This is a genomic window from Streptomyces sp. NBC_00647, assembly GCF_045207245.1.
Taxonomy (GTDB): Bacteria; Actinomycetota; Actinomycetes; order Streptomycetales; family Streptomycetaceae; genus Streptomyces.
Window position 1 is genome coordinate 1 of record NZ_CP109040.1, and the last position, 19953, is coordinate 19953.

The 19953-nt window shown below is 69.6% G+C and carries 15 protein-coding genes and 1 pseudogene; 10 read left to right on the plus strand and 6 right to left on the minus strand.

Annotated features, from left to right (window positions below; all coding sequences use genetic code 11):
- Positions 1-832 precede the first annotated feature (832 nt).
- Both OG788_RS00005 and OG788_RS00010 read left to right on the plus strand, forming a co-directional pair.
- Positions 833-1276 (plus strand): hypothetical protein, encoded by a 444-nt coding sequence (locus tag OG788_RS00005; protein WP_406368197.1) that lies wholly within the window; start codon positions 833-835, stop codon positions 1274-1276.
- 413 nt (positions 1277-1689) lie between these two features.
- On the plus strand, positions 1690-1836 hold the full coding sequence (locus OG788_RS00010) for a hypothetical protein (protein WP_406368198.1): 147 nt from the start codon (positions 1690-1692) through the stop codon (positions 1834-1836).
- A 304-nt stretch (positions 1837-2140) separates the two neighbouring features.
- On the opposite strand, the gene OG788_RS00015 is transcribed toward OG788_RS00010, so the two are convergent.
- The gene (locus OG788_RS00015) at positions 2141-2401 is read right to left on the minus strand and encodes a hypothetical protein (protein WP_406368200.1); all 261 of its coding nucleotides are present in this window, start codon (positions 2399-2401) and stop codon (positions 2141-2143) included.
- A gap of 114 nt (positions 2402-2515) precedes the next feature.
- Between OG788_RS00015 and OG788_RS00020 the strand changes: the two genes are divergently transcribed.
- A complete protein-coding gene (locus OG788_RS00020; protein ID WP_406368202.1) occupies positions 2516-3715 on the plus strand; it encodes a hypothetical protein in 1200 nt (399 codons plus the stop codon).
- Here OG788_RS00020 and OG788_RS00025 read toward each other — a convergent pair.
- Positions 3671-4501, minus strand: coding sequence for a hypothetical protein (locus tag OG788_RS00025; RefSeq protein ID WP_406368204.1), 831 nt, complete (start codon positions 4499-4501; stop codon positions 3671-3673). The two genes, OG788_RS00020 and OG788_RS00025, sit on opposite strands and share 45 nt — an antisense overlap.
- 484 nt (positions 4502-4985) lie before the next feature.
- On the opposite strand from OG788_RS00025, the gene OG788_RS00030 reads away from it, so the two are divergent.
- From OG788_RS00030 to OG788_RS00040, 3 genes and pseudogenes are all read left to right on the plus strand, one after another.
- Positions 4986-6167, plus strand: coding sequence for a hypothetical protein (locus tag OG788_RS00030; RefSeq protein WP_406368206.1), 1182 nt, complete (start codon positions 4986-4988; stop codon positions 6165-6167).
- A 532-nt stretch (positions 6168-6699) separates the two neighbouring features.
- A complete protein-coding gene (locus OG788_RS00035; RefSeq protein WP_406368208.1) occupies positions 6700-7566 on the plus strand; it encodes a PIN domain-containing protein in 867 nt (288 codons plus the stop codon).
- A 44-nt stretch (positions 7567-7610) separates the two neighbouring features.
- Positions 7611-8383: pseudogene (locus OG788_RS00040) on the plus strand (hypothetical protein).
- A gap of 43 nt (positions 8384-8426) precedes the next feature.
- Here the strand turns inward: OG788_RS00040 and OG788_RS00045 are convergent.
- The 4 genes from OG788_RS00045 to OG788_RS00060 all read right to left on the minus strand — a co-directional run bounded on the left by OG788_RS00045 (position 8427) and on the right by OG788_RS00060 (position 12406).
- Complete coding sequence (locus OG788_RS00045) at positions 8427-9194, minus strand: hypothetical protein (RefSeq protein WP_406368210.1); 768 nt, start codon at positions 9192-9194, stop codon at positions 8427-8429.
- 184 nt (positions 9195-9378) lie between these two features.
- A complete protein-coding gene (locus tag OG788_RS00050; protein ID WP_406368212.1) occupies positions 9379-9627 on the minus strand; it encodes a hypothetical protein in 249 nt (82 codons plus the stop codon).
- Positions 9624-9881 (minus strand): toxin-antitoxin system HicB family antitoxin, encoded by a 258-nt coding sequence (locus OG788_RS00055; RefSeq protein ID WP_339135258.1) that lies wholly within the window; start codon positions 9879-9881, stop codon positions 9624-9626. Before OG788_RS00055 ends, OG788_RS00050 begins: the two co-directional genes overlap by 4 nt.
- 62 nt (positions 9882-9943) lie before the next feature.
- Entirely contained in the window at positions 9944-12406 is a 2463-nt protein-coding gene (locus OG788_RS00060) for a Helicase associated domain protein (RefSeq protein WP_406368214.1), read from the minus strand.
- A 191-nt stretch (positions 12407-12597) separates the two neighbouring features.
- Here OG788_RS00060 and tap point away from each other — a divergent pair, with 191 nt between their 5' ends.
- The 4 genes from tap to OG788_RS00080 all read left to right on the plus strand — a co-directional run bounded on the left by tap (position 12598) and on the right by OG788_RS00080 (position 19914).
- Positions 12598-14841: a telomere-associated protein Tap gene (gene tap, locus OG788_RS00065; protein ID WP_406368216.1), complete on the plus strand. Its 2244-nt coding sequence runs from the start codon at positions 12598-12600 to the stop codon at positions 14839-14841.
- Between the two features lie 11 nt (positions 14842-14852).
- Entirely contained in the window at positions 14853-15410 is a 558-nt protein-coding gene (tpg, locus tag OG788_RS00070; protein ID WP_406368218.1) for a telomere-protecting terminal protein Tpg, read from the plus strand.
- Positions 15411-16282: 872 nt separating this feature from the next.
- Complete coding sequence (locus tag OG788_RS00075) at positions 16283-18286, plus strand: ATP-dependent nuclease (RefSeq protein ID WP_406368219.1); 2004 nt, start codon at positions 16283-16285, stop codon at positions 18284-18286.
- On the plus strand, positions 18274-19914 hold the full coding sequence (locus tag OG788_RS00080) for a UvrD-helicase domain-containing protein (protein ID WP_406368220.1): 1641 nt from the start codon (positions 18274-18276) through the stop codon (positions 19912-19914). The genes OG788_RS00075 and OG788_RS00080 overlap by 13 nt, the downstream gene beginning before the upstream one ends.
- Positions 19915-19953: the final 39 nt, after the last annotated feature.

Consider the following 19953-nt stretch of genomic DNA (forward strand, 5'->3'; position numbering starts at 1 on the left):
AAGAACCTGCTTCGCAGGTTCCAGGGAACTCCGCGCTGCGCGCGGAAGTTGGAGTGGAGCCCCGCGCTGCGCGCGGGTGACGGAGCGGCACTCCTCGCGGTGCGAGGAGTTGGCTCTGCGCTGCGCTCCGAGCCGTGTTTCCTTCCGTCAGAAGTTTGGGTGAATCCGGAGGTTGGGCTGGTGCCTTCCGGCTCTCCGCTTGCGCTCCGAGCCGGCGGCTCCTCGTCGCTGCGCTCCTGGAGGAGCCTGAGGGGTCCGTCCGCTGCGCTCCCGGACCCTGGCCCGCGTTCGCGGGCGGCTGGCTACAAGAGGCAGAGGTCGGGGTGGATGGCGGGCTGTTTCCTTCGCTTCAGAACTTTTGGTGAATCCGGGTTCGAGGTAGATGGGTTTCGAGACTGCGGGTGGGTGCTCTGTGATGTGTCTCGATGAGATGAGGGCGCGGAGGAACTCAACGACTGTGTAGCGCGGGCTGTGTGACATCACCTCAGCAGGCCATAGGTGTGGCGGTTATGGCTGGCTGTCAGTCGTGCTGTCACCGGGTGGCTGCGGGGCGCTGCTCCGGGGCGTGGTGTGGCGGTGGGGTGGGTCCGGGCACGGTCGTGCTGGTGGCCCTCTGCGGGGTCCGCGGCGGTCGGGACTGCCGCTGTGCTGGGCGTCGGCACCGTCGTGTTGGGCGCCGGCCGAGACCCGGCGGGCGCCGCTGTCCGTCCCGTTGTCCTTGTCGAGGAGCCCGTCTTTGTTCCGTCGTCCCCTCCCCCGCCCCGCTCTGTGCGCCCTTGCTGTCTGCCTTCTCTGCCTGGTGTTGCCCGGGGTGCCGCAGGAGGTCCGGAAGGTGGCCGAGTGGGTGCTGCGCCGGGTGGCGCGCACGGTCGTCCGGAAGGTGGCCCGCTCCTGTGTCAGGGCGCGGCAGGGCGGCCGGGAGACCGTTCCCTGTCCGCGGGCTGACGCGCCGGTCGAGACGGCGGGAGGCCAGGGCGGGTGTGCGTGGCTCTGGCCGACCGGCAAGGTCAATGGGGCTGGCCGGCAGGCGGCTTGGCCCGGAAAGGACTTCGTGTACCTGATAGTCGAGCTCCTGGTAGCGGTTGCCCGTCTTGTGCTCACCGCGGACGGACCTGCCGCGTCGGCGGCCCGGTCCCTCGTGGCGAAGGCGGCCCTGTGGGCTGCCGAGAAGGCCGCAGGAACGGTGATTGAAGAGGCCACCAAAGCCGCCGTGGAGAAACGGCTGAGCCGCCGCCAGACGCAGCAGGCTCCGTCCGAGGACACCGGCAACCGGTAGCGGAAGGGCGGCGGGTGGGTGGCCGGGGTTCTCTCCGGCCACCTGCCGGGCCAGGTGGAGTGGCGGGAGCACACGGACGCGGCGACGGGCCGGTGGCGTTCCGGCGCGCAGCCGGGGCCGGGGCGGTCGAGCGTGTCGGGGCGGTGCGAGACCGGCAGCCTCAGGGGCAGAGCCTGTCGGTCGTCTGCCCGGCGCCGGTCTGCCAGGGAGCCGGTCGAGCGTGCCGGGACCCCCTGCCACCTGCACGGTAGTAGTGGGGCCTGGAACACCAACAGGCCTCGCTCACCGTCCAGTTACTCATTGGAGAGCCGTTGCCCGCACGTTCGTTCCTTCCCGCTTTTTGCCTTCTTCTGTGCGGCATCGGGGCTTGCGCCGCCCTCGCCCTCCTCTGCCACGCGGTGCCGGAGGCAGAGTTGCGAGAGGCAATCTGGTGGGCGCTCCGCAAGGCCGCCGAGGCCACCGCCCGCGCGGTCATCCGGCACTACACCCGGGCCTGGCTGCGGCAGCGGTTCGGTAGCCCCGCCAGTGGTGATGCCAGCCGCAACCTGCCGCAGCGCTGACGAGGCAGCGAGCAGGGCGGGCGCCGCCACCTGCTCCCGGCCGGGACGCCACGTTCAGTCGCAGGCCCGGCCGCGGGGGCTCCGCTCGACGCCTCCCGTGGCCGGGCCCGGGCGGAAGGCGGTCGAGCGGGCACGGCGTTCCCTCAGCGGCATGGTCACTGTGAGGCTCACCGACGGGCGGCGGGCTCACCGAAAGGGCTGAGCCCCGGGCCGCCTGCCTCGTGCCAGGGGCCGACCGCGGCGCGGCAGGCCTCGTCGCCTCCGGGGGCGCCGTCCTGTGCGGGCAGCGCTCTCGCCCGTGCCGTCAGTTCTTGTACCAGGGCACCAGGCGCAGCAGGAGGTCGAGGGTGGTGCGGGCGGCCGTCCGGGTGGTGGCGGTGGGGGCGAAAGCCGCGGCGAGGGCGAGTGTGGCGGTGAGGGCGCCCAGCACGGCCGCGAGGACGGCCAGGAGGCGCATCAGGTGGCCGGGGTGGTGCAGGCCGGCGGTGATGGCGCCGGTCAGGAGCACGGTGGTGAGGGCGGCGGCGACCTGGGTGCGGACGCGGGAAGGGTGGCGAGGGGTCATGGCCGGGCTGGTTCCTTGGAGTTGACGGGCTGCCGGTGCTGCTGTTGGAGACCAGTGAGCCAGAGACGGCACTCCGTAGAAAAAGGCACTTCTCGGGGTTCTAAAATGGCGGGCATGCCTAGAGGAGCTGCGAGCCCTGCGGATCAACGGGTGATCCATGCACTGGCAGGGCGGGACCTGACGGTGACGGCGAGCCAGCTGGAGAGCTGGCGGCGGACGGGGCTGCTGCCCCGGCACCGGCGCCGGGGACTCGGGCAAGGCCGGGGATCGGTCGTCGACGCGGTCGATCCGCTGGTGGTGGAGAGCGCGGCGGCGCTGGCCCGGCATCTTCGGCAGGGACGTGACCGGCGGCTGGCCGTGCTGGAGTGGTTCGCCGAAGCCGGCATGCCACCGGCGTCGCCGGGGGCGGCCCCGGTGCCGGAGCCGCCGGTGGCCGCCGTGCGTGAGGCCCTGGTGTGGGCGCTGCAACGCTCGGCATCGCAGCGGCTCGTGGAGTTCGCGCGCAGCGCGGCCGGGGCGGGCGAGGAAGGACAGGACGCGCTGTACGCGGCCGCCGGACGGCTCATGGGCTCGTACCGCGGGGCGGTGAACCCTGCGGTGGTGCGGGCGGCGCTCGAAGCCGGCGGGGACGTGCCCGCCGAGGCCGAGGGGCCGGACTTCAGGAGCATGGTGCACGTGGCAGCCGCGATCGGCCTGGGAGCGCAGGAGGTCGGGGCGGACGCGTTGGCCGAAGCGTTCGCCGCGTTCGGCATGTTCGGGCTGACGGCCGAGAACTGGGCGCAGATGCTGGGCGCGGCCGAGCGCGGCGAGGGGCCCGAGGTGGACTGGGGACTGCTCCAGCAACACGCGGACATGGTGGCTCAGGTGCAGCGGGCGAGCGACGAGAAACTGGTGCGGGCGCGGGAGGTGCTGGTCGGCCTGCGGATGTTCTACGCGCTGTACGTACTGCACGGACTGCTCCTGCCCGACACCCCCGCGCAGGCCGCGCTGCGGCAGCGGATCGACGACCTCGGCATGTTCCCCTTCCTGGACCACGTCATCGCCATCAACCCCTCCCCCAGGCAGCTCGCCGAGTCCCTGGCGATCTGCCTCGAGCCGTTCTTCGACGACGTGTACGAGACGCTGATGGACCAGTTCGCCGAGAACCCGGACATCTTCAGCATCCCCGGCGACGAGACGGGGGCCGTCGGCTTCGGGGAGAGGTGGATGCGCTCCATGGAGGAGCTGACGAAGGGCTCGCGCGGGGTGGGTGAAGATCCCTGCCCGCCCTCAGAGGCTTCCGCGCCCACGCCGAGGCGCGCACTCCAGGGGTGACGGGGCTGGCCGCCGAAGGCCACGGCTGCGGGTGCCGGAAGGCATCACTTCGTCGTCCATGATCGACCGGAGTTGTTCGGTGAATGCCTCGTCCTCTGCGGCGCCCGGGGTGCGCGTGTAGGTGCACACCAGGCACTGTCCGTACCCGACCCGGCCGAAGACAGGGTCAAGGCCCTCCACGCAGAACGTCTCGTGCCCGCAGACGGGGCAGGTGCCAAGGTCGTGTCCATCCGGGTTGTGCTTCGGGTGGTAGGCGTTGGGGTTGGCCACGTTCTCGGCGCGCCGGGTGGCTTCTTCCCCACCGATCCGTTCGAGGTACTCGGCAGCTCGTTTCTGGGAGGCCGCGTCCTCTGCCTGGGCGATCTGCTGGATCCGGTCCTGCTGCTCCTCTCCCATCACTCCAAGGCTCCTGTGGCCGTCGAGGGCCAGCAGGGCCTCGACGTGGCGATGCTGCAGAGCTCCGGCGCCGCGGCCGTGACGGGCCGCCTGACTGGCCTCGATCCCGTTCTGGAGCGTGTGCACATCGATCCGGGTGTGCGAGGACAGACGAGGCGCCTGGAAGAGCGAGTCCGTGTCGTCCTGGGAGATGTCCGGCATCGGATGCTCGTCAGACACGCAGACGATGCCGTCCGTAGCCGGGATGTGTTCCTCGATCACCCTGAGCAGCGCGCTGGCCGACAGGACCCGTCCGTTGCGGTCCACCTCCTTCCCTGGCCACTCGGAAGCGACGATCGCAGCCAGCCCGTTGGACAGTGCCTGATCGAAGACGCCCTCCCGGCCCGCCATAAACGGAGCGAAGGGGTCATCACCTGTCGGGGCAGGAGCGGCGAAAGGGTCCGCTCCTGCCTCGGGATCGGCGGCTACCGCACCGTCTCGCCGTGTCGTGCGCAACTCCGCAGCCAGTAGTACGGCGCACCGGGCGAATTCTTCAGCTCGCTGATCCCTCATGGACAGCATGGTGCCGTCCGGCCACCCGACTCGGCCAGGCCACCCCTCAAGGGGCGGAGCAGGCCCGTTCCCGGCGCCGCGCATCAGGTCGCCTCGGACCTCGAACCTGGGACGGCCCCTGTCACCAAGGACGTTGAACCCTGGGGACGTGCCGCGCTACCCTCGTCGCGGCGACCGTGATCGCCCGACTCCCGTCTGCGGGCCCCCACGTGGCTCGCGGCCTGGTGGACAAGGTTCTGCGAATCTCACGATGAACACCCTCTGCCTGCACGTGATGCGTACCAGGCGTGGGACGTGGGGCTGCGCCGGAGACGAGACCCTCATGACGCGTAATCGTGCACGCAAGCAGGCCATCCGTGCTGCGGCGGGCGAGAGCGGGTACGCCCGTACGGCCCGCATGCACGCGGAAGGCTCCCGGGCCATCCTTACCGCCGATGTGCAGCGCACCGCGGTCCAGGCGTTCCACCAGGCCGGCTGGCCGACGGAGAACGATGGCTTCCCCGAAGGGGGGCAGTGGTCCTCGTACGCCGGGCCGGTGTGGTCACTGCTCTCCCGCCCCGGCACCGGGGACACGGACGTTCACCCCGACGACGCCGATCACCATGACCTGACGACCACTCCTGCGTTCACCTTCATCGCCCCGCCCATCAGCATCAACACCGGTGAAGCGATGGTCCTCGAGGTGCCGGGCGACACGCCCCCGCAGGAGCTGGTGAGCCAGGTGTCGGCCGCGGTGGCCCGAGCGCGGGAGAACGAGATCGCCAAGCTGGTCAACGACGCGCAGTGCGCGATCTGTGGCGACAGCTATCCGGCGCGGTACCTGCTGGCGCCCACCGCGGCACAGGAGGTGACCGTGTGCCCCTCCTGCGTCTTCGACGGTGACCTGTTCGGCGGGTACGACCCTGTGCGTCTGGCTTACGACATCGACCACCTGTGGTTCGAGGAGCTGGCCGTGCCCGCGGGGTGGGCGGCGGTGGCCGCGCTTTTGGCCTGCGCGGGCGGCGCGGCTTTCGTCGAGCGTCTCAACGATGCCGGTGGCCTGGCGGCTCCGGGCGCGCACTGGTCGGATCTGAGCCAGTTGTGGATCTGGCTGCCCCCGCACGCACGTCCGGCTGCCCTGGACGGCCTGGGTGCCGGGGCGGGTCTCACGCGGGTGGTCGAGGCCGTCGAAGCGGCCCACCCGGACCTGCGGGAGCGGTTCCGCGCGCAGCTGGCCGAGGAGTTGGAGCAGGAGTCGGGCGAGGACGGCCGGGACTACCTCGTCGAGCAGCTGTGGCCCGCTGTGATCGCCTACACGGTCGCCCTGGCGACCCAGGAGCAGGAACGGCCGGGGCATCGCCCGCCCTGGCACGTGCTGTCCGACTCTTTCGAGCCGGGCACGCTGGCCGGCCACTTCCGTCAGATCGGCAGCAGCCTCGACGCCCACGATCTGGGGGTCTGCTTCACTCTGGAGGTGGGTCTCCAGGTCGTCGCCGAGGCACTGGGCTGGAACGTCCACTACTAACCCCGTGTCGCGTCGGCCTGCAGTCCCGATGCTGCAGGCCGACGCCGCCGGTAGAGGCCACCGCCGCCGGGGCCCCTGTCTTCCCGCGAGGGGTCCCTCCGGTTACTCGAGGCGCAGCAGGTCGCCCCCGGTGCTCTCCCGGTCTCGTACGCGCGCTCGGGCCCGCTCAGACGCCGATGACCGTCGAGTCGGAAGCTCCGGCAGACGCTCCTCAGCCGGCGGTCTTCAGCGGCACCCGCTCGGGCTGCATCGCCGCTGGACGCCGTCACCCGCTTACCGCTGAGTGGCACCTGGGCAACGACACCGGGAAGTCTCGGGCACGGCGGTTCCCGCCCAGAAGGAAGAAGCAGAACTCGCATCGGACGTAATCAACGCTGGCAGGATGGCCGGGACGGGGCGCACCGAGCCAGTCCCGGGGGAGAACAGGGGCATGCTGAGATCCGGAACGACCTGTGCCGAAGCAATCAATTTCCTGGATAACGATCTTGTTTCCGGGAGCCTCAACGACGTCTCCACCCGGATCCCTCTTTCGATGAAAACGGGCGCAAAGGCCGAGGAAGCGATGCGGGCCGTGCGCAAGCGGTACGACGAGTGGACCTGGAAGGCCGCCGAGGAGCTCAACCGGCGGTTCAGCGACCGGGAGATCGCGGGACAGCTCCGCGCGGGCCGCTACCGGGCGATCCTCACCGCACCGCTGGACGAGGCCCGGCTGATGATGTACGTGGAACTCTCCGAGCTCCAGGACTACTTCAGAACCCTGGCCAACCGGGTGCGTGCCCTGCAGGAGCAGTACGGGCACGCTGGTGCCGTGCGGTACGCGGTGCTGGACACCAACACCACGCTGCACTTCACGCGGCTCGACAAGGTCCCCTGGCAGAAGGAGTTCGGGAAGGGCACCGCGGTCATGGTCCCGCACGTCGTGGTCGACGAAATCGACACCAAGAGCTACCAGACCGGGGACAAGAAGATCTCCCGGCGGGCGCGCGGCGTGTTCGGGCTACTGGAGTCGGTGCTGGAAGCGGAGCCCGAGAAAGCGGCCGCGGACGACGGAACCCACGTGTTCATCGCGGCCGATGAGCCCGGGCACGCCCGCCTTCCCGTGCCGGACGACGAGCTGGTGGCCTCGGCACTGCGTCTGCACCAGGCCGTCGCTCCCGCGGAGGTAATCGTCGTCAGCCGTGACATCGGCGTACGGACCCGCGCCCGCGCCTGGGGACTGCCGGCACGACCCCTGCCCGACAAGTACCTGATCGAGGGCGGCGAACTGCGCCGGCAAGAACTGGAACAGGCAGCCGCCGAACTCGTGCCGGGCGGAGGCGCACCGCAACAGCCCGAATCGAAGGAGTCCGGCGCGCCCTCCCCCGACTCGGCGGCACGTCAGGCAGGGAACGGCTCGTGAACGAGCAGAGTCGCCAGGAGCGTGCGGACGCAATGGACCGCGAGATGGCCGCACGCCTGCTGCCCGACGCCGCCGTACGGGCGCTAGGCCGCTGGTGGAAGACGAATGCGTCGGCTTACCCGGACGCGACACCCGGCTCGCACACCGTCCGCTACACGCCCGCCCGGTGGGCGCAGATCTCCCCCTGGCCCGCAGCGCTGGCTCCCGTCGCCGCCGAAGGTGATGCCGCGGTCAGCCGGGCGGAGGTGGCCGCGGCCGTCGCCGACGCGCTGCGGCGGGAGGCGTTCACCGAGGCGCTGGTCGCGACGTACGTGTGGGGCAAGGGAAAGCGCGGCACTCCCGGCGGCAGCGGACCGGCCACCCTCCACAAGATCCTGGCCCACGACGGCCTCGACACGGCGCTGGCCGCCGCGGTCACAGCACTGCACGAACACGGTGCACCGCAGGCGTACGCCGCGCTTCAGGGGCAGGTATCCGGGCTCGGGCCCGCCTTCTTCACCAAGTTCCTCTACTTCGCCGACACTGCGCGGCGCCCGCCCACGGCGCGCGGCCGCTCATCCTCGACCGCGTACTGGCCAGACGCCTGCGGCAGATAGCGGCTGCGGTCGGCCGCGAGAGCGGCCACGATGCGGACGGCTCCATCGCCGCCTGGGTCTGGTCGGACGGGAACTGGACGCCCCACCGCTACCGGGTCTACCTCTCCTTCATGCACGCCGCCGCCGAGCAACTGGGCGCGTATGAAGGCTGGCCGTCTGGCGCGGCCCCCGACCTCCTCGAATGCGCGCTGTTCCACGCCGACTGGGAGACATCCGGCTAAGCGACACCCCGGGGGCAGGCAGGGGCGCTGCTGGCGTGCTCGGTCAGTGGGCCTGGGCACGCGCGGTGTAGTGCTCCTGCAGTCGGCGCAGCATGCTGTGGCAGTACTGGGCCAGGGGCCGGTGCTGGTCCTCGTCGATGACCAGGGCCAGGGTGTGGATGCCGTTGTCTGCCTGGAAGGCGGCGCGGGGCTGGGAGGCCCTGAGGTTGGGCCAGTAGCGGCCGTGCGCGAATCCGGAGGCTGCCCGCCAGGCGGCACCCACCTTGATGGCGGTCAGGCCGGCCGAGGGCGCGGCGGCGAGCAGGATCTGGAGGGTGCCGGGCCGGGTGAGCGGGGGCAGGCCGAGGCGGTCGGCGATGTCCTTGATCTCGGCGCGGCGCTCCGCGCCGGTCTTGCCCGCACCCGACGGCTGGTGGCCGGTGTCCTGTTCGTGCTGGTGACGGTTGCGCATGTCCTCGTCCCACAGCGACAGGGCCCGGTGGCGGCGTTCGTCGCGGCCGGCGCCGTCGAGGAGCCACAGGCCGGTGGCGAAGTTCTCCAGCGCGCCGCGCAGCAGGGTCCAGGGGCTGATGGGGTCGACCTCGCCCGCCACCGTGAGGCGGCGCAGGGCATCGGCGTGGGCCAGACCGGCGGTGTGGGAGTTCTGGACCAGGTGGGCGATGGCGTAGGGGCCCAGCGTGGCGTCGTCGGCGGCCAGGCTGCTGGCCGGGTGCGGGGCGGGCAGTTGCCGGTAGGCGCCCTCGCCGCGGGCCTGCTCGATCGTCTCGAAGAGGGGCAGAAGGTAGGCGCCGTTGAAGGCCTGCGTGCTCATGCCCGCACGGTAGAACGCGGGCTCGGGCAGCAGGTAGCCATTTCCTATCCTGCGCTACGCCCTCCACCGCCTCGTGCCGTATGCCTCGGCCGGGAACCCGCCGCAGCGATCGGCCGCTGCGCCCAGGGCGTCCGCCGGAGCCGAGAGGCGGCGTACCGCCTTTCCTCGCGCAGCACCGTGTGCGTCAGACGGTGATGGCGAAGACCCACAGGTGGGGGTCGGGGCCGGGGATGATCACGTAGTGGACGATGGCGGTGCGGGTCGTGATGACGCGTACCGCCTCATCCATGTCGTGTTTGTCGGCCTGCGGCCAGGACCAGGGGTCGGCGCATGCCCGGATCACCGCGTCGTGGAGCTCTTCCTTGGCCGGGCCGGGCAGGTTTTTGACGGTCTCACCGACGTGCACGGCGAACCGGGCGGGGATGGCCGTCACGCGCCGAAGACCTCATCCATGGTCATGGAGCCGGTTTCGGGCCGGCCGCTGGCGATCCACTTCTGGTAGGCAACGCGGGCGTGCATGCGCGCGCGGGCCTCCCGCAGGTCTTCGGGGCCGTCCGCGGCGGCCTGGTCGGCTTCGAGGACGCCGGTGACGTAGTCGTTGAGGGACATTCCGGCGCGCTGCGCCGAGGCGCGCACCTTGTCGGCCAGCTCCTGGTCGACCCGGGTGTTGAGCTGTGCGATTCCCATAGAAGCGATGTTAGCGATTTGCTAGCAGGTGGGGAAGGGGGTCTGTCGGGCGACAAGGGCACCTACGCCACGGCGGCCGGGACGGCGCCCTCGGTGGTCCAGTCGTCGTCGAACAGTGCGGCGACCAGGCGGGCGTGAGCCTCGGGGAGTTGGCCGTCGCGGTGTTTGGTGCGGGCTTTGGCGAGCCAGGCGCCGAGGTGGACGGTGTCGCCGTCGACGACGATCTTCTCCCGGGAGGCGGGGGCGCGGCCTTCGCGGTGGAGGAAGAGTTCCAGGAGCTGGACACTCTCCTCGAAGCTGCGGCGGGTACGGCGGGCGGGGGTGAGCGGGTTGGCGTCGGGGGTGAGGCCGAGGGTGGTCATCATCTCCTGCTGGCCGGGGGTGAGGGCGGGCCAGGTGGTGAGCTGACGCTGTAGCCAGGAGCCGATCTTCACCCCAGCCAGGACCATGTCGCGGGTGAGCGCGGTGGGGTCGGCGCCGGTGGCGAGGTGGGTGCGCAGCAGGTGGTATTTGCGGTGCCAGTCCGCGCCGTGGGGCAGGCGCCAGTCGGGGGCGAGGGCGGTCAGGTCCTGCGCGCGGGCCGCGTCGAGCCGGTCGTGGGCGGCGAGGTGGCGTTGTTCTGCGAGCCAGGCGCCGACGGGGGTGGTGGCGGGGGCGGCGAGGTGGCCGTGGGCGTGCAGGTAGTCGGAGGCCGCGGTGAGGCGGGCGCGCCAGGCGGCGGTGTGCTTGTCCCAGATCATGCCGAGCGCGTCGAGTTCGGCGATCCAGTCGGCTTCGAGGCGGCCGGCGGTGCGGGCGTCGCGCATGGTGGTGATGAACGTGCCGAGCCGGTAGCCGGTGGGGTCGGTGTAGTCGGCGGGGACGTCGAGGTGGCCCATCTCGTCGCGGTAGTTCTGGGCGGCCGCGAGGCCGAGGCGGCGGCTGCGGGAGACGGGCTGGTCGCGGGGGTCGAAGGAGACCAGGTCCATCGCCTGGGCGATGCGTTCGGGGTGGACGGTGAAGTCGAAACTCCAGCGGCGCGCGATGACCTGGCTGCTCTCGCGGGGCAGGCGGTTGGCCTTGTCCGGCAGGCGCTCCATGATGCGGTGGTCGTGGCCGGCCAGCGCGGTGGCGATCGCCCACACCGGTTCGTAGGCGGTGCCCAGGATGTTCTCGCTGTCGGCGCCGGGCGGGATGTAGACGGGGACGATCAGGGAAGCGGTCTTGCCGGAGACGTCCAGGCGCAGCGCGCGGCCCAGGGCCTGGGCGCAGCGGACGACGCTGCGGGTGGGGTCGGCGAAGACGATCGCATCGACGCTGGGGATGTCGACGCCCTCGGCGATCAGGCGGGAGTTGGCCAGGATCGCGCAGTCGGCGACCGAGAAGGCGGTGAACGTGTCGCCGCGCTCGGCGGGGGTGTTATCCCCGTGCGCGAAGAACATCTGCGGGACGATGTCGGGAACCAAATCGGGGTCGGTGCGGGCCAGCAGGCGCAGGGTGTGCGGGAGTTCGCGGGCGAAGCGGCGGGCGTCGGCGACCAGGTTGAAGTAGACCAGCACCTTCTTCAGACCGTGCTCGGTCATCGCGCGCAGGACGGACAGGTGCAGGGCGGTGGCGCGCAGCGCACCGTCATCCTCCTCGCCAGAACCGGCGCCGACGGAGGTGTCCGGGGCCGTGCCCGCGGTGCCTGGGGCGGGCGTGTTCAGGCGGCGGCGCAGGTCGGCGTCGGTCAGGGTGGGCACCACGATGCGGTAGTCCGCGGCGCGCCCGTCCTCCACCGCTTGGGCGAGCGGGTATTCAAAAACTTTCTTGCCGTAGACCTGCTCGTTTTCCATCGAGTTGGCGAACGCATCGACGTCGGAGGCCGGGGGAGCGCCGCGGCGGCGGCGCGGGCGGCTGGTGTCGGCGGACTCCGCCAGCTCCGGGGCGAGGAAGGTCCGCGGGGTGGCGGTCATGTAGAGACGGCGGTCCGCATGGATGCGCTTCGCGTCGTTGATACGAAACCACTTCTTGTCCGCGCGCCCGGCGATGCGGTGCGCCTCGTCCATGACCGCGAGATCGAACGCCGGAACCGCGTACCGGGTCTTACCGGTCTTCTCGATCTTGTCCAGGGAGTCGTAGGTGCAGATCACCGTCAGCGCGGGGATCTGGTCCTCCTCGTCGCCGACCACGGACATCAGCGCGGCCAGGGTGCGCGGATCGGTCGCCGACATGACCTGGGCGGCAACCAGGTCGTCGCGGCCGGCCACGTCCATGGAGGAGACGATCACCAAGTGCTCGAGGTGCCCGTCGCGGCGCCACGCCAGCGCCGTCTGCGCGGCCAGGTCCAGGGTGGGCACGACGAACAGGACGAGCCGCGCGTCGAGTTCGTCCGCCAGCCGGATCGACACCAGCGTCTTGCCTGTACCCGTCGCCGACACGTACAGGGCACGCGTCCCGGGCCGCCGCAGATGACGCGCCAGCCGCGAGACGGCCTCGGCCTGGTCGGCGAACAGCCGCCGCCGCTCCTTCGGCTGGTCTGGGGTGAACACAGCGGCCACGGTCATGCGAGCTTCCTCAGTCCGAGAGGTGACGGCAGCCGGTCGACCACCGCGGTCGGGGAGGTCGGCGAGACCCGGTATTGAAGCCCCACCAATCGAGCACCCTACCAGCCCGCCCATCATTCGTACGCGAAAAGTACGGTATCCGTACGCACATTGTGCGATCCATGGGATAGAGTCGGTACCGGAGGTGTCCCATGTCCGAGCTCTTCGACGCGGTCGACGCGCTGATCGCGTCCCGGTCCCCGCTGCCGCCGCCGGCCGAACGCAGGCGTCTGCGGCAGGCGCATGCCCTGACCCTGGACGAGGTGGCCGCGGCCCTCGACGTCCGGCGGGCGACGATCGGCGGCTGGGAGTCGGGCAAGGCCGAGCCGAGGCCTCCGCAGCGGGAGGCGTACGCGCGCCTGCTCGCCCAACTCGCTCTCCTCTACCCGGCCGTGGAGGCCCCGGCTCCCGCCGCAGGCGCAGCCCTGCCGCCCGAGGCCCCGGCACCGGAGGCGTCCGGCGGGGCGGGGCCGCGGCCCGCGGACGCGAAGGCGACAGCCACGCCCGCCCCCGTTCCGGCCTCCGTTCCGGCCTCCGTTCCGGCCTCCGAGTCCGGTGCCGCCGCTCGGGCGCCTCATCCGGCGCCTGCTGCCGCGCCGTCCCGTCCGTCCTCGCGGCGTCCGGGTGCGCCGAAGGCTGCTGTGCGTACGCACGATGCCGGGCACGAGCACGGTCCGCTGCTGGTCCTGGACGCCGACGCGGACGGACAGGTGACCGGCTACGGCGTCGGCGGTCTGCTCCTGGACGTGCCCGCCAAGTCCCTGCCCGCCCTGGTCGAGTGGGCGCTGAGCGAGGCGCAGTTGGGGGCGGAGCGGCTGCACGGTTCGGGCAAGGACTCCGACCCGCTGCTGGTGCTGACCGGGGCGGCGTGTGAGCGCTACGGTCTGCCTGCCCAGCTGCCGGAGGCGGCGCGGCTGGCCGGGCGGCTTCCGGAGGGGCACAAGGTGCTGGGCCAGCTCGAGCCTGCCCAGTGGCAGCTCACCAAGCGGGGATTCGGGCCGTGGGCGCGGATCTACCGTCCCGCGCAGGGGGGCCGGCGCAGTTGCGTGCAGCTGTGCATCCCCTCCTGGCACGCCCTCGACGACCGTGCCTGGGGCCATGCCGCGCAGCTTCCTCCGGCGGAACTCGCCCGGGTGCTGGGCGTGTACGCGCAGCGCGTCGTCACCCCGGTCGGGACCACCGCGGTGACGGGGCTTCACCTGATGACGGCGCTCAACCCGCCGACCCGTGCCAGCGAGCCGGACGAGGACGGCAAGCGGCACCGCGAGGTGCGGCCCGGATCGCTGGGGACCGAGGCTTTGGATCCGGCGCCGTGCGAGGCGACCGACGGTCACCCCGTCCTGGCGCACCTGCCCCGCTTCCACGTGCGCGGCCCCGACGAGAAGCTGATGGAGGAGGCGTACGACTGGGCGCGGGAGATGACGGGCGCCGATACCATGCAGCGTCACCTGGTGGGCATCGACGTGAACCTGGCGTTCGGGGCGGCCGCCAACGGTGCGGTCGTGGGCCTGGCCACTCCCCCGGTGCACGTCGTGCGTCCGGCGTTCGATGCGGCGGTGCCCGGTTCCTGGCTGGTCGACCTCTCCCACGTCGATCCGTCCCGGGTGAAGATCGGCAAGCAGTGGCGCGACGTGCACGGCGGTCTGCTGCCCAGCGCGTTCACGCCGACAGGGGAACGCCCCACGGGCCCTGCCTGGTACGCCACCCCGACGGTGGCCTACGCCGTCGAGCTGGGCTACGACGTCGCCCCGCTGGAGGGCTGGCTGCGCCACGACAGCGGCCGGTACCTGGACGGCTGGTACAAGCGGCTGCGCGACGCCTACGTCGCCACCATGGCCGATCTGGGCGTGGGCGAGAAACTGGGCCCGCGCGAGTTCCTTGAGGCGATGGACGGCTACAAGCAGCGCGATCCGGAGCTGGCCCTGGTGCTGGACGCGGTGAAGATGACCGTCAAGGGCGGCATCGGCAAGTTGCAGGAGAAGGCGCGCGGCGGGGGCTGGAAGCCGGGCAACCCCTGGCCGGCGCTGGCCCGCCCGACCTGGCGCCCCGACATCCGCGCCGCCGTCATCTCCCGCGCCCGCATCAACATGCACCGCAAGATGCTCAACCTCGCCGCCGCCACCGGCCGCTACCCCCTCGCGGTCCTCTCCGACTGCGCCGTGTACGCCGCCGAGGGACCCAGCCCACTGGACGTGCTGCCCTACGGCGCCGACGGCAAGACCGTCGCGGGCAGCTTCCGGCTCGGCGTCTCCCCGGGGATGGTCAAGCACGAGGGCACCCAGAGCTTGCAGTGGGGGGCGGAGAAGTCCGAGGAGCTCGGCGGCGACGGCCACGTCGCCAACCTCGCCCGCTACATCAAGACCGGCCGGGCCGACAGCCCGGACACCGGGAAATAGAGGGGGACAGCGTGGTCACCGTCGCGGAAGAACTCGAGCGGGCTGTGCAGGGCGCGTTCACCCGCCCACTGCCCAAATCCGCCGGGGCGCAGATGCGTTACCTCGTCAAACAGCACGGCGGCAGGACGAAGCCGGTGGCCGACCTCCTCGGCATCAGCCAGCGCACCGTGGAGCGCTATGTGAGCAACCAGATCAAAACCCCCCGCCCTCAGCTCGCCGACCGGCTGGGGGCCGAGGTCCTCGCCCGCTGGCAGCCGCAGATCAGGGCCCGGGCCAGGCAGGCCGCCGCCACCAGCGGCGGCATCATGATCGACGTCCAGGGCCGGTTCGGCTACACCGCCGCCGGCGGCAGCACCGACCAGTCCCGCGTACGCCACCTCACCCTCCCCCTCCCGCCCCACCACGCCGCCCGCCTCCTTGCAGCCCAGCAGGACGGCACCGACGAGGACGACCTCCGCCAGATCGCCGCCGAAGCCCTCGGCGAGGTCTACTTCCGCGACGGCGGCCGCCGCGCCCACGGCCTCGAAGTCCACCTCAAAGACCTCGTCGACCTCCGGTTCGAGCTGTAGAAACCGTAGGAACTGGCGCGGCTTGCGTCGCGCGCTGCCGTGGCCCGGCGCGCGAGGCGACGTAAGTCTCCTAGGCCATCTGCAGGCCCGGCTGCCTTCGGCCGCGCCCGGAGCGCCCGAAAAAGTGCCAGGATCCGGCGGCGAAAAGAGATAGGGCCACGCGCCGTTCCCGGGCCGGGGCAGACGCGTTCTGCCTGGACCGTTTCGCCGACCTTCGCACCCAGCGCGTTTCCCTGCAGATTCCTGTGCAGAAAAGGCCGCCGATTCTACGAGGAATCACCACACGAAAACCTCTAGACACCCCTTCGACACCCAGGGCCGTGCGATCCCCGAGCCCGTCAGCGACACCGACGCCCGCCTCGCCTACGTGGCCGTCACCCGCGCCCGCTACCACCTCGACCTCGGCGGCCTCACCTGGATCACCACCCACCCCACCACGTGACACGCTCGCGCCGTCTTCCTCGGCCACCAGCCCACAGGCCGAAAGCTCCGCGGGCGCCGGAAAGCGATGGTCTGGTCGTGGTGGCGCAGGGCCGCGGTGGGGAGCCAGAGGGCTTCGTAGGGGGTGCCTAGGAGATCGGTGGGATCGGCGCCGGGGGATGTAGGCGGGACGATGAGGCTGGCCGTCTTCGTCTTGCGTGTGGGGCGGGGGTTACGCAGGCCGCAAGGAAACCTGCAACCCGAGCAGCAGTTGATCTACCCTGCGTCGACCGAACTCGATCGAAACAGGCGCAACCTGACGCATCATCGGCCACTTTGAGTCAAGTGATCACCCCCTTCATCTTCAGCGTCACATACTGCTTCGACTCACGGTGGCCGCAGGCATATGCCGCCACCCTGTGGGCGGGGATTGGGACGAAGTCGGGAGTGCGATGCAGCTGACCCATGCCAAGGTGATCAATTTCCGCGCCCTGGACAGGGCAGATGTGCGGATTGATCCGCGGACCACGCTCATCGTGGGACGCAACAACAGCGGCAAGACATCGTTCGTCAACCTCTTCGAGAAGTTCTTCGGCGACGACGACACTCAGTTCATGCTGGAGGACTTCTCCACCTGCCGCATCGCTGACATCGAGCAGGCACGTCAGATCTTCGGGGAAGCGAACGGGCATGCGGCCCAGGACGATCAGCAGACGCGTGAGAGCCTGCTGGCCAAGGCGTACGAGCTCGTGCCGTCCATCCGGCTGGGACTCACGATCGAGTATGACGAGGACGATGACCTCGCTCCGTTGACCGACGTGATCCTGGACCTCGACGACTCATGCTTCACGGTCAAGATCGAAGCCTCGCTGGAAGCAGCACGGCCGCACGACTTCCTCAAGGACTTCTGGACAGCAAGCCAGAGGCAGAAGTTCGATTCCAGCAAGTGGCTGCGCAGGAATTTCACGGGCTACTTCGCTCCCGTCTTTCGAGCAGTAAGCCCGATCGACGAGAAGGTGACGAAGGGGATCAAGCGCAGTGCTGCGCAGGCGATCGTCTCGGTCAGGTTCGTCTACGCGCAGACCAAGGTCGACGACACCCCTGGTGACAAGGCCCGCACGCTGTCCAAGACGTTCGAGACCTATTACAAGGTCAAGAGTGGAGCCGAGGCACGTCACCAGAGTATCGAGCAGATCGAGGACGCCCTGACGGCAGCCTCGCTGGAACTCGACACCAACTACGAATCACTGTTCGACCCGGTCTTCGAGGACCTACGCAGTTTCGGGGTAGGAACGATCACGCCGGTCGAAAAGCCACGCATCGTATCCCTCATGGAGGGGTCGGGCATCCTCAGAGGCAGTACACGGCTCCAGTACCCGTCCGGAGATGACGGCTTTCACCTTCCCGAGGGCCACAACGGGCTCGGTTACAGCAAGCTGATCTTCACCATTCTGCAGGTCATCAGCTTTCACCAGGCTTACGAGCGTGCTGCTCCAAAGCCGGCGCTGCAGGTGTTGTTCATCGAAGAGCCGGAAGCCCACCTGCATCCCCAGATGCAGGAGGTCTTCATCAAGAACATCCAGGACTTCATCAACCGCAAGGCCCCGTGGAAGGTGCAGGTGGTCATCACCACGCACTCGTCCCACATCGTCGCAAGCGGCGGGTTCCACACAGTCCGATACTTCGACCGCTCCGAACCCGATAGCAAGGTCAAAGACCTCTCCACCTTCCAAGCGAAGGTCACGGCAACCCCGCACGGCGACGAGACACTGCGGTTCCTGCGCCAGTACATGGTCCTGCACCGGTGCGACATGTTCTTCGCCGACAAGGTGATCCTGATCGAGGGCACCGCCGAACGGCTACTGCTGCCCGAGATGGTCCGCCGGTGTGCCGAAGGACTCCTGCATCAGTACGTATCGGTCATCGAAGTCGGTGACGCCTACGCGGTCCGGTTCCGGGAACTCCTGGAGTTCCTCAATGTGCGGACCCTGGTCATCACCGACATCGACTCGGTCGGCCCCACGGACCAAAAAGCCTGCCCGCCCAGCACCGCGGGTGCCCTCACCTCGAACTCCACGCTCAAGAAGTGGCTGCCAGGTGAGTCCGCGATCACCGAGCTGCTGACCGTTGACTCCAGCTCCAAGGAACATGGCCACGTGCGCGTCGCCTACCAGGTCCCGGAGAAGGAAGCAGGGGTCTGCGCACGAAGCTTCGAGGACGCCTTCATCATCGCCAACGCGAGCGTTCTCGCCCGGGACCTCAGACATCTAGAGTTGAAGCGAGCCTTCCTCGAAGAAGCCGGAGCTGACCCCACCGAAGGCGACATCGAAGCCCATGCGTATGGCATTGCCAAGCGGCTGTCCAAACACAAGACCGACTTCGCGTTCGACGTCATGCTCCTGGAGGACTGGGTCGTCCCTCGCTACATCGCAGAGGGGCTCCAGTGGCTGACCTGACCACGATCGAAACCGTCGTCAAGGAACTCGACGCCCGGCACAGCTTCCTCGTAGAGGCCGGAGCAGGTGCCGGCAAGACGACCGACCTCGTCCGTGCCCTTCAGTACCTGCTCGGTCACCGACGCTCGGAGTTGGAGTCGAGCGGCCGGCGGATCGCCTGCATCACCTACACGAACGTCGCCAAGAGGAAGATCCTCGAACGCATCTCTGCGGACCCGCTGGTCACCGTCGGCACGATCCACGAGTTCCTCTGGGACGTCATCCAGGACTATCCGCGTGAGCTGTGGCAGCAACTCCTCGACTACAACAACAGCGACGACGTGCGCAACCCGGAAGACCTCACGGAGGTGGCCACTCCCCCGGTGATCGAGTATTCGGACCGCGGGCGAAAGTTCAGCGAGGGCCGCATCTCTCACGACGACGTCATCGCACTGTCCCTACGGCTCGTCGCCGCGTATCCCAAGCTCATACGCATCATCACCAGCAAGTACCCCGTCATCTTCGTCGACGAGTACCAGGACACCTCACCGAAGACGATCAAGCTGCTCCTGGATCACCTGGCGGGTGCAGGCAAGGAACCCTGCGTGATCGGCCTCTTCGGCGACTCGATGCAAAAAATCTACCGAACCGGTGTCGGCGCGGTACAGCACGAGCGGCTCACACTCATCACCAAGCACCAGAACTACCGTTGCTCACGGCCGGTAGTCGACGTGCTCAACAAGATGCGGCCCGAACTTCGCCAGGAAGCTGCAGGCGAGAGACAAGAAGGCGAGGTGCACCTCTTCCTCAAAGCTGACACGCCACCCGGCCCCCTCCGCCTGGAGGCCGCCAAATCGGCCCTCGCAGGCATGGGCTGGTCACCCGAAAACTCCAAGTACCTGATGCTCACACACCGCGGCATCGCCGGAACACTGAACTACCCCAACCTGCTGGAGCAGTACCGACAGCTGGGCAGCCATGGGCCAGATGACCTGATGGCACGCACCGAGCCGTACGTCCAGTACCTCACACAGGTCGAAGCCCTCTGCGCAGCACACCGCGCGAGGGATTTCGTAGAGCTGACCAGCCTGCTGGCCCAGGGTAAGAGTCGCATCACTGCGCACGCCGATAAGCGAACCATCAGCGAGGCCATCCACGCACTCAACTCCGTTCGCATGGCAGGGACCGTCGGCGACGTCATGGACCTCATGACCGAGAGCCCCCTCCTGGCCCTACCAGGAAAGGTGCGAGAGCGCGAACGTCGAAGAACGGCAACTGACCTCGACGAACGACGCCAACGGCAAGCAGACTTCGCCAACAGACTCCGCGACGTGCCCTACAGCGAAGTCATCGCCGTCACCCAGTTCATCGACGAACTCACCCCGTTCTCGACCCAACACGGTGTCAAGGGCGACGAGTTCGAGAACGTCGTCGTCGTTATCGACGACTCCGCCTGGACCATGTACAACATCGGCAAGATGCTGGCCGGCATCGACAAACCCGACCGCACCCAACGGTCACGCAACCTCTTCTACGTCTGCTGCTCACGCGCCCGCCGCGGCCTGGCCGTGGTCTTCACCAACGACCTCCCGGACGGAGCGGAAACGACAGCTCGCAACTGGTTCGCTTCGGGCACTATCCATCCGTGAGCCGTACCCGGGCCAGAACCGTCTCTGATGTTGAGGGCG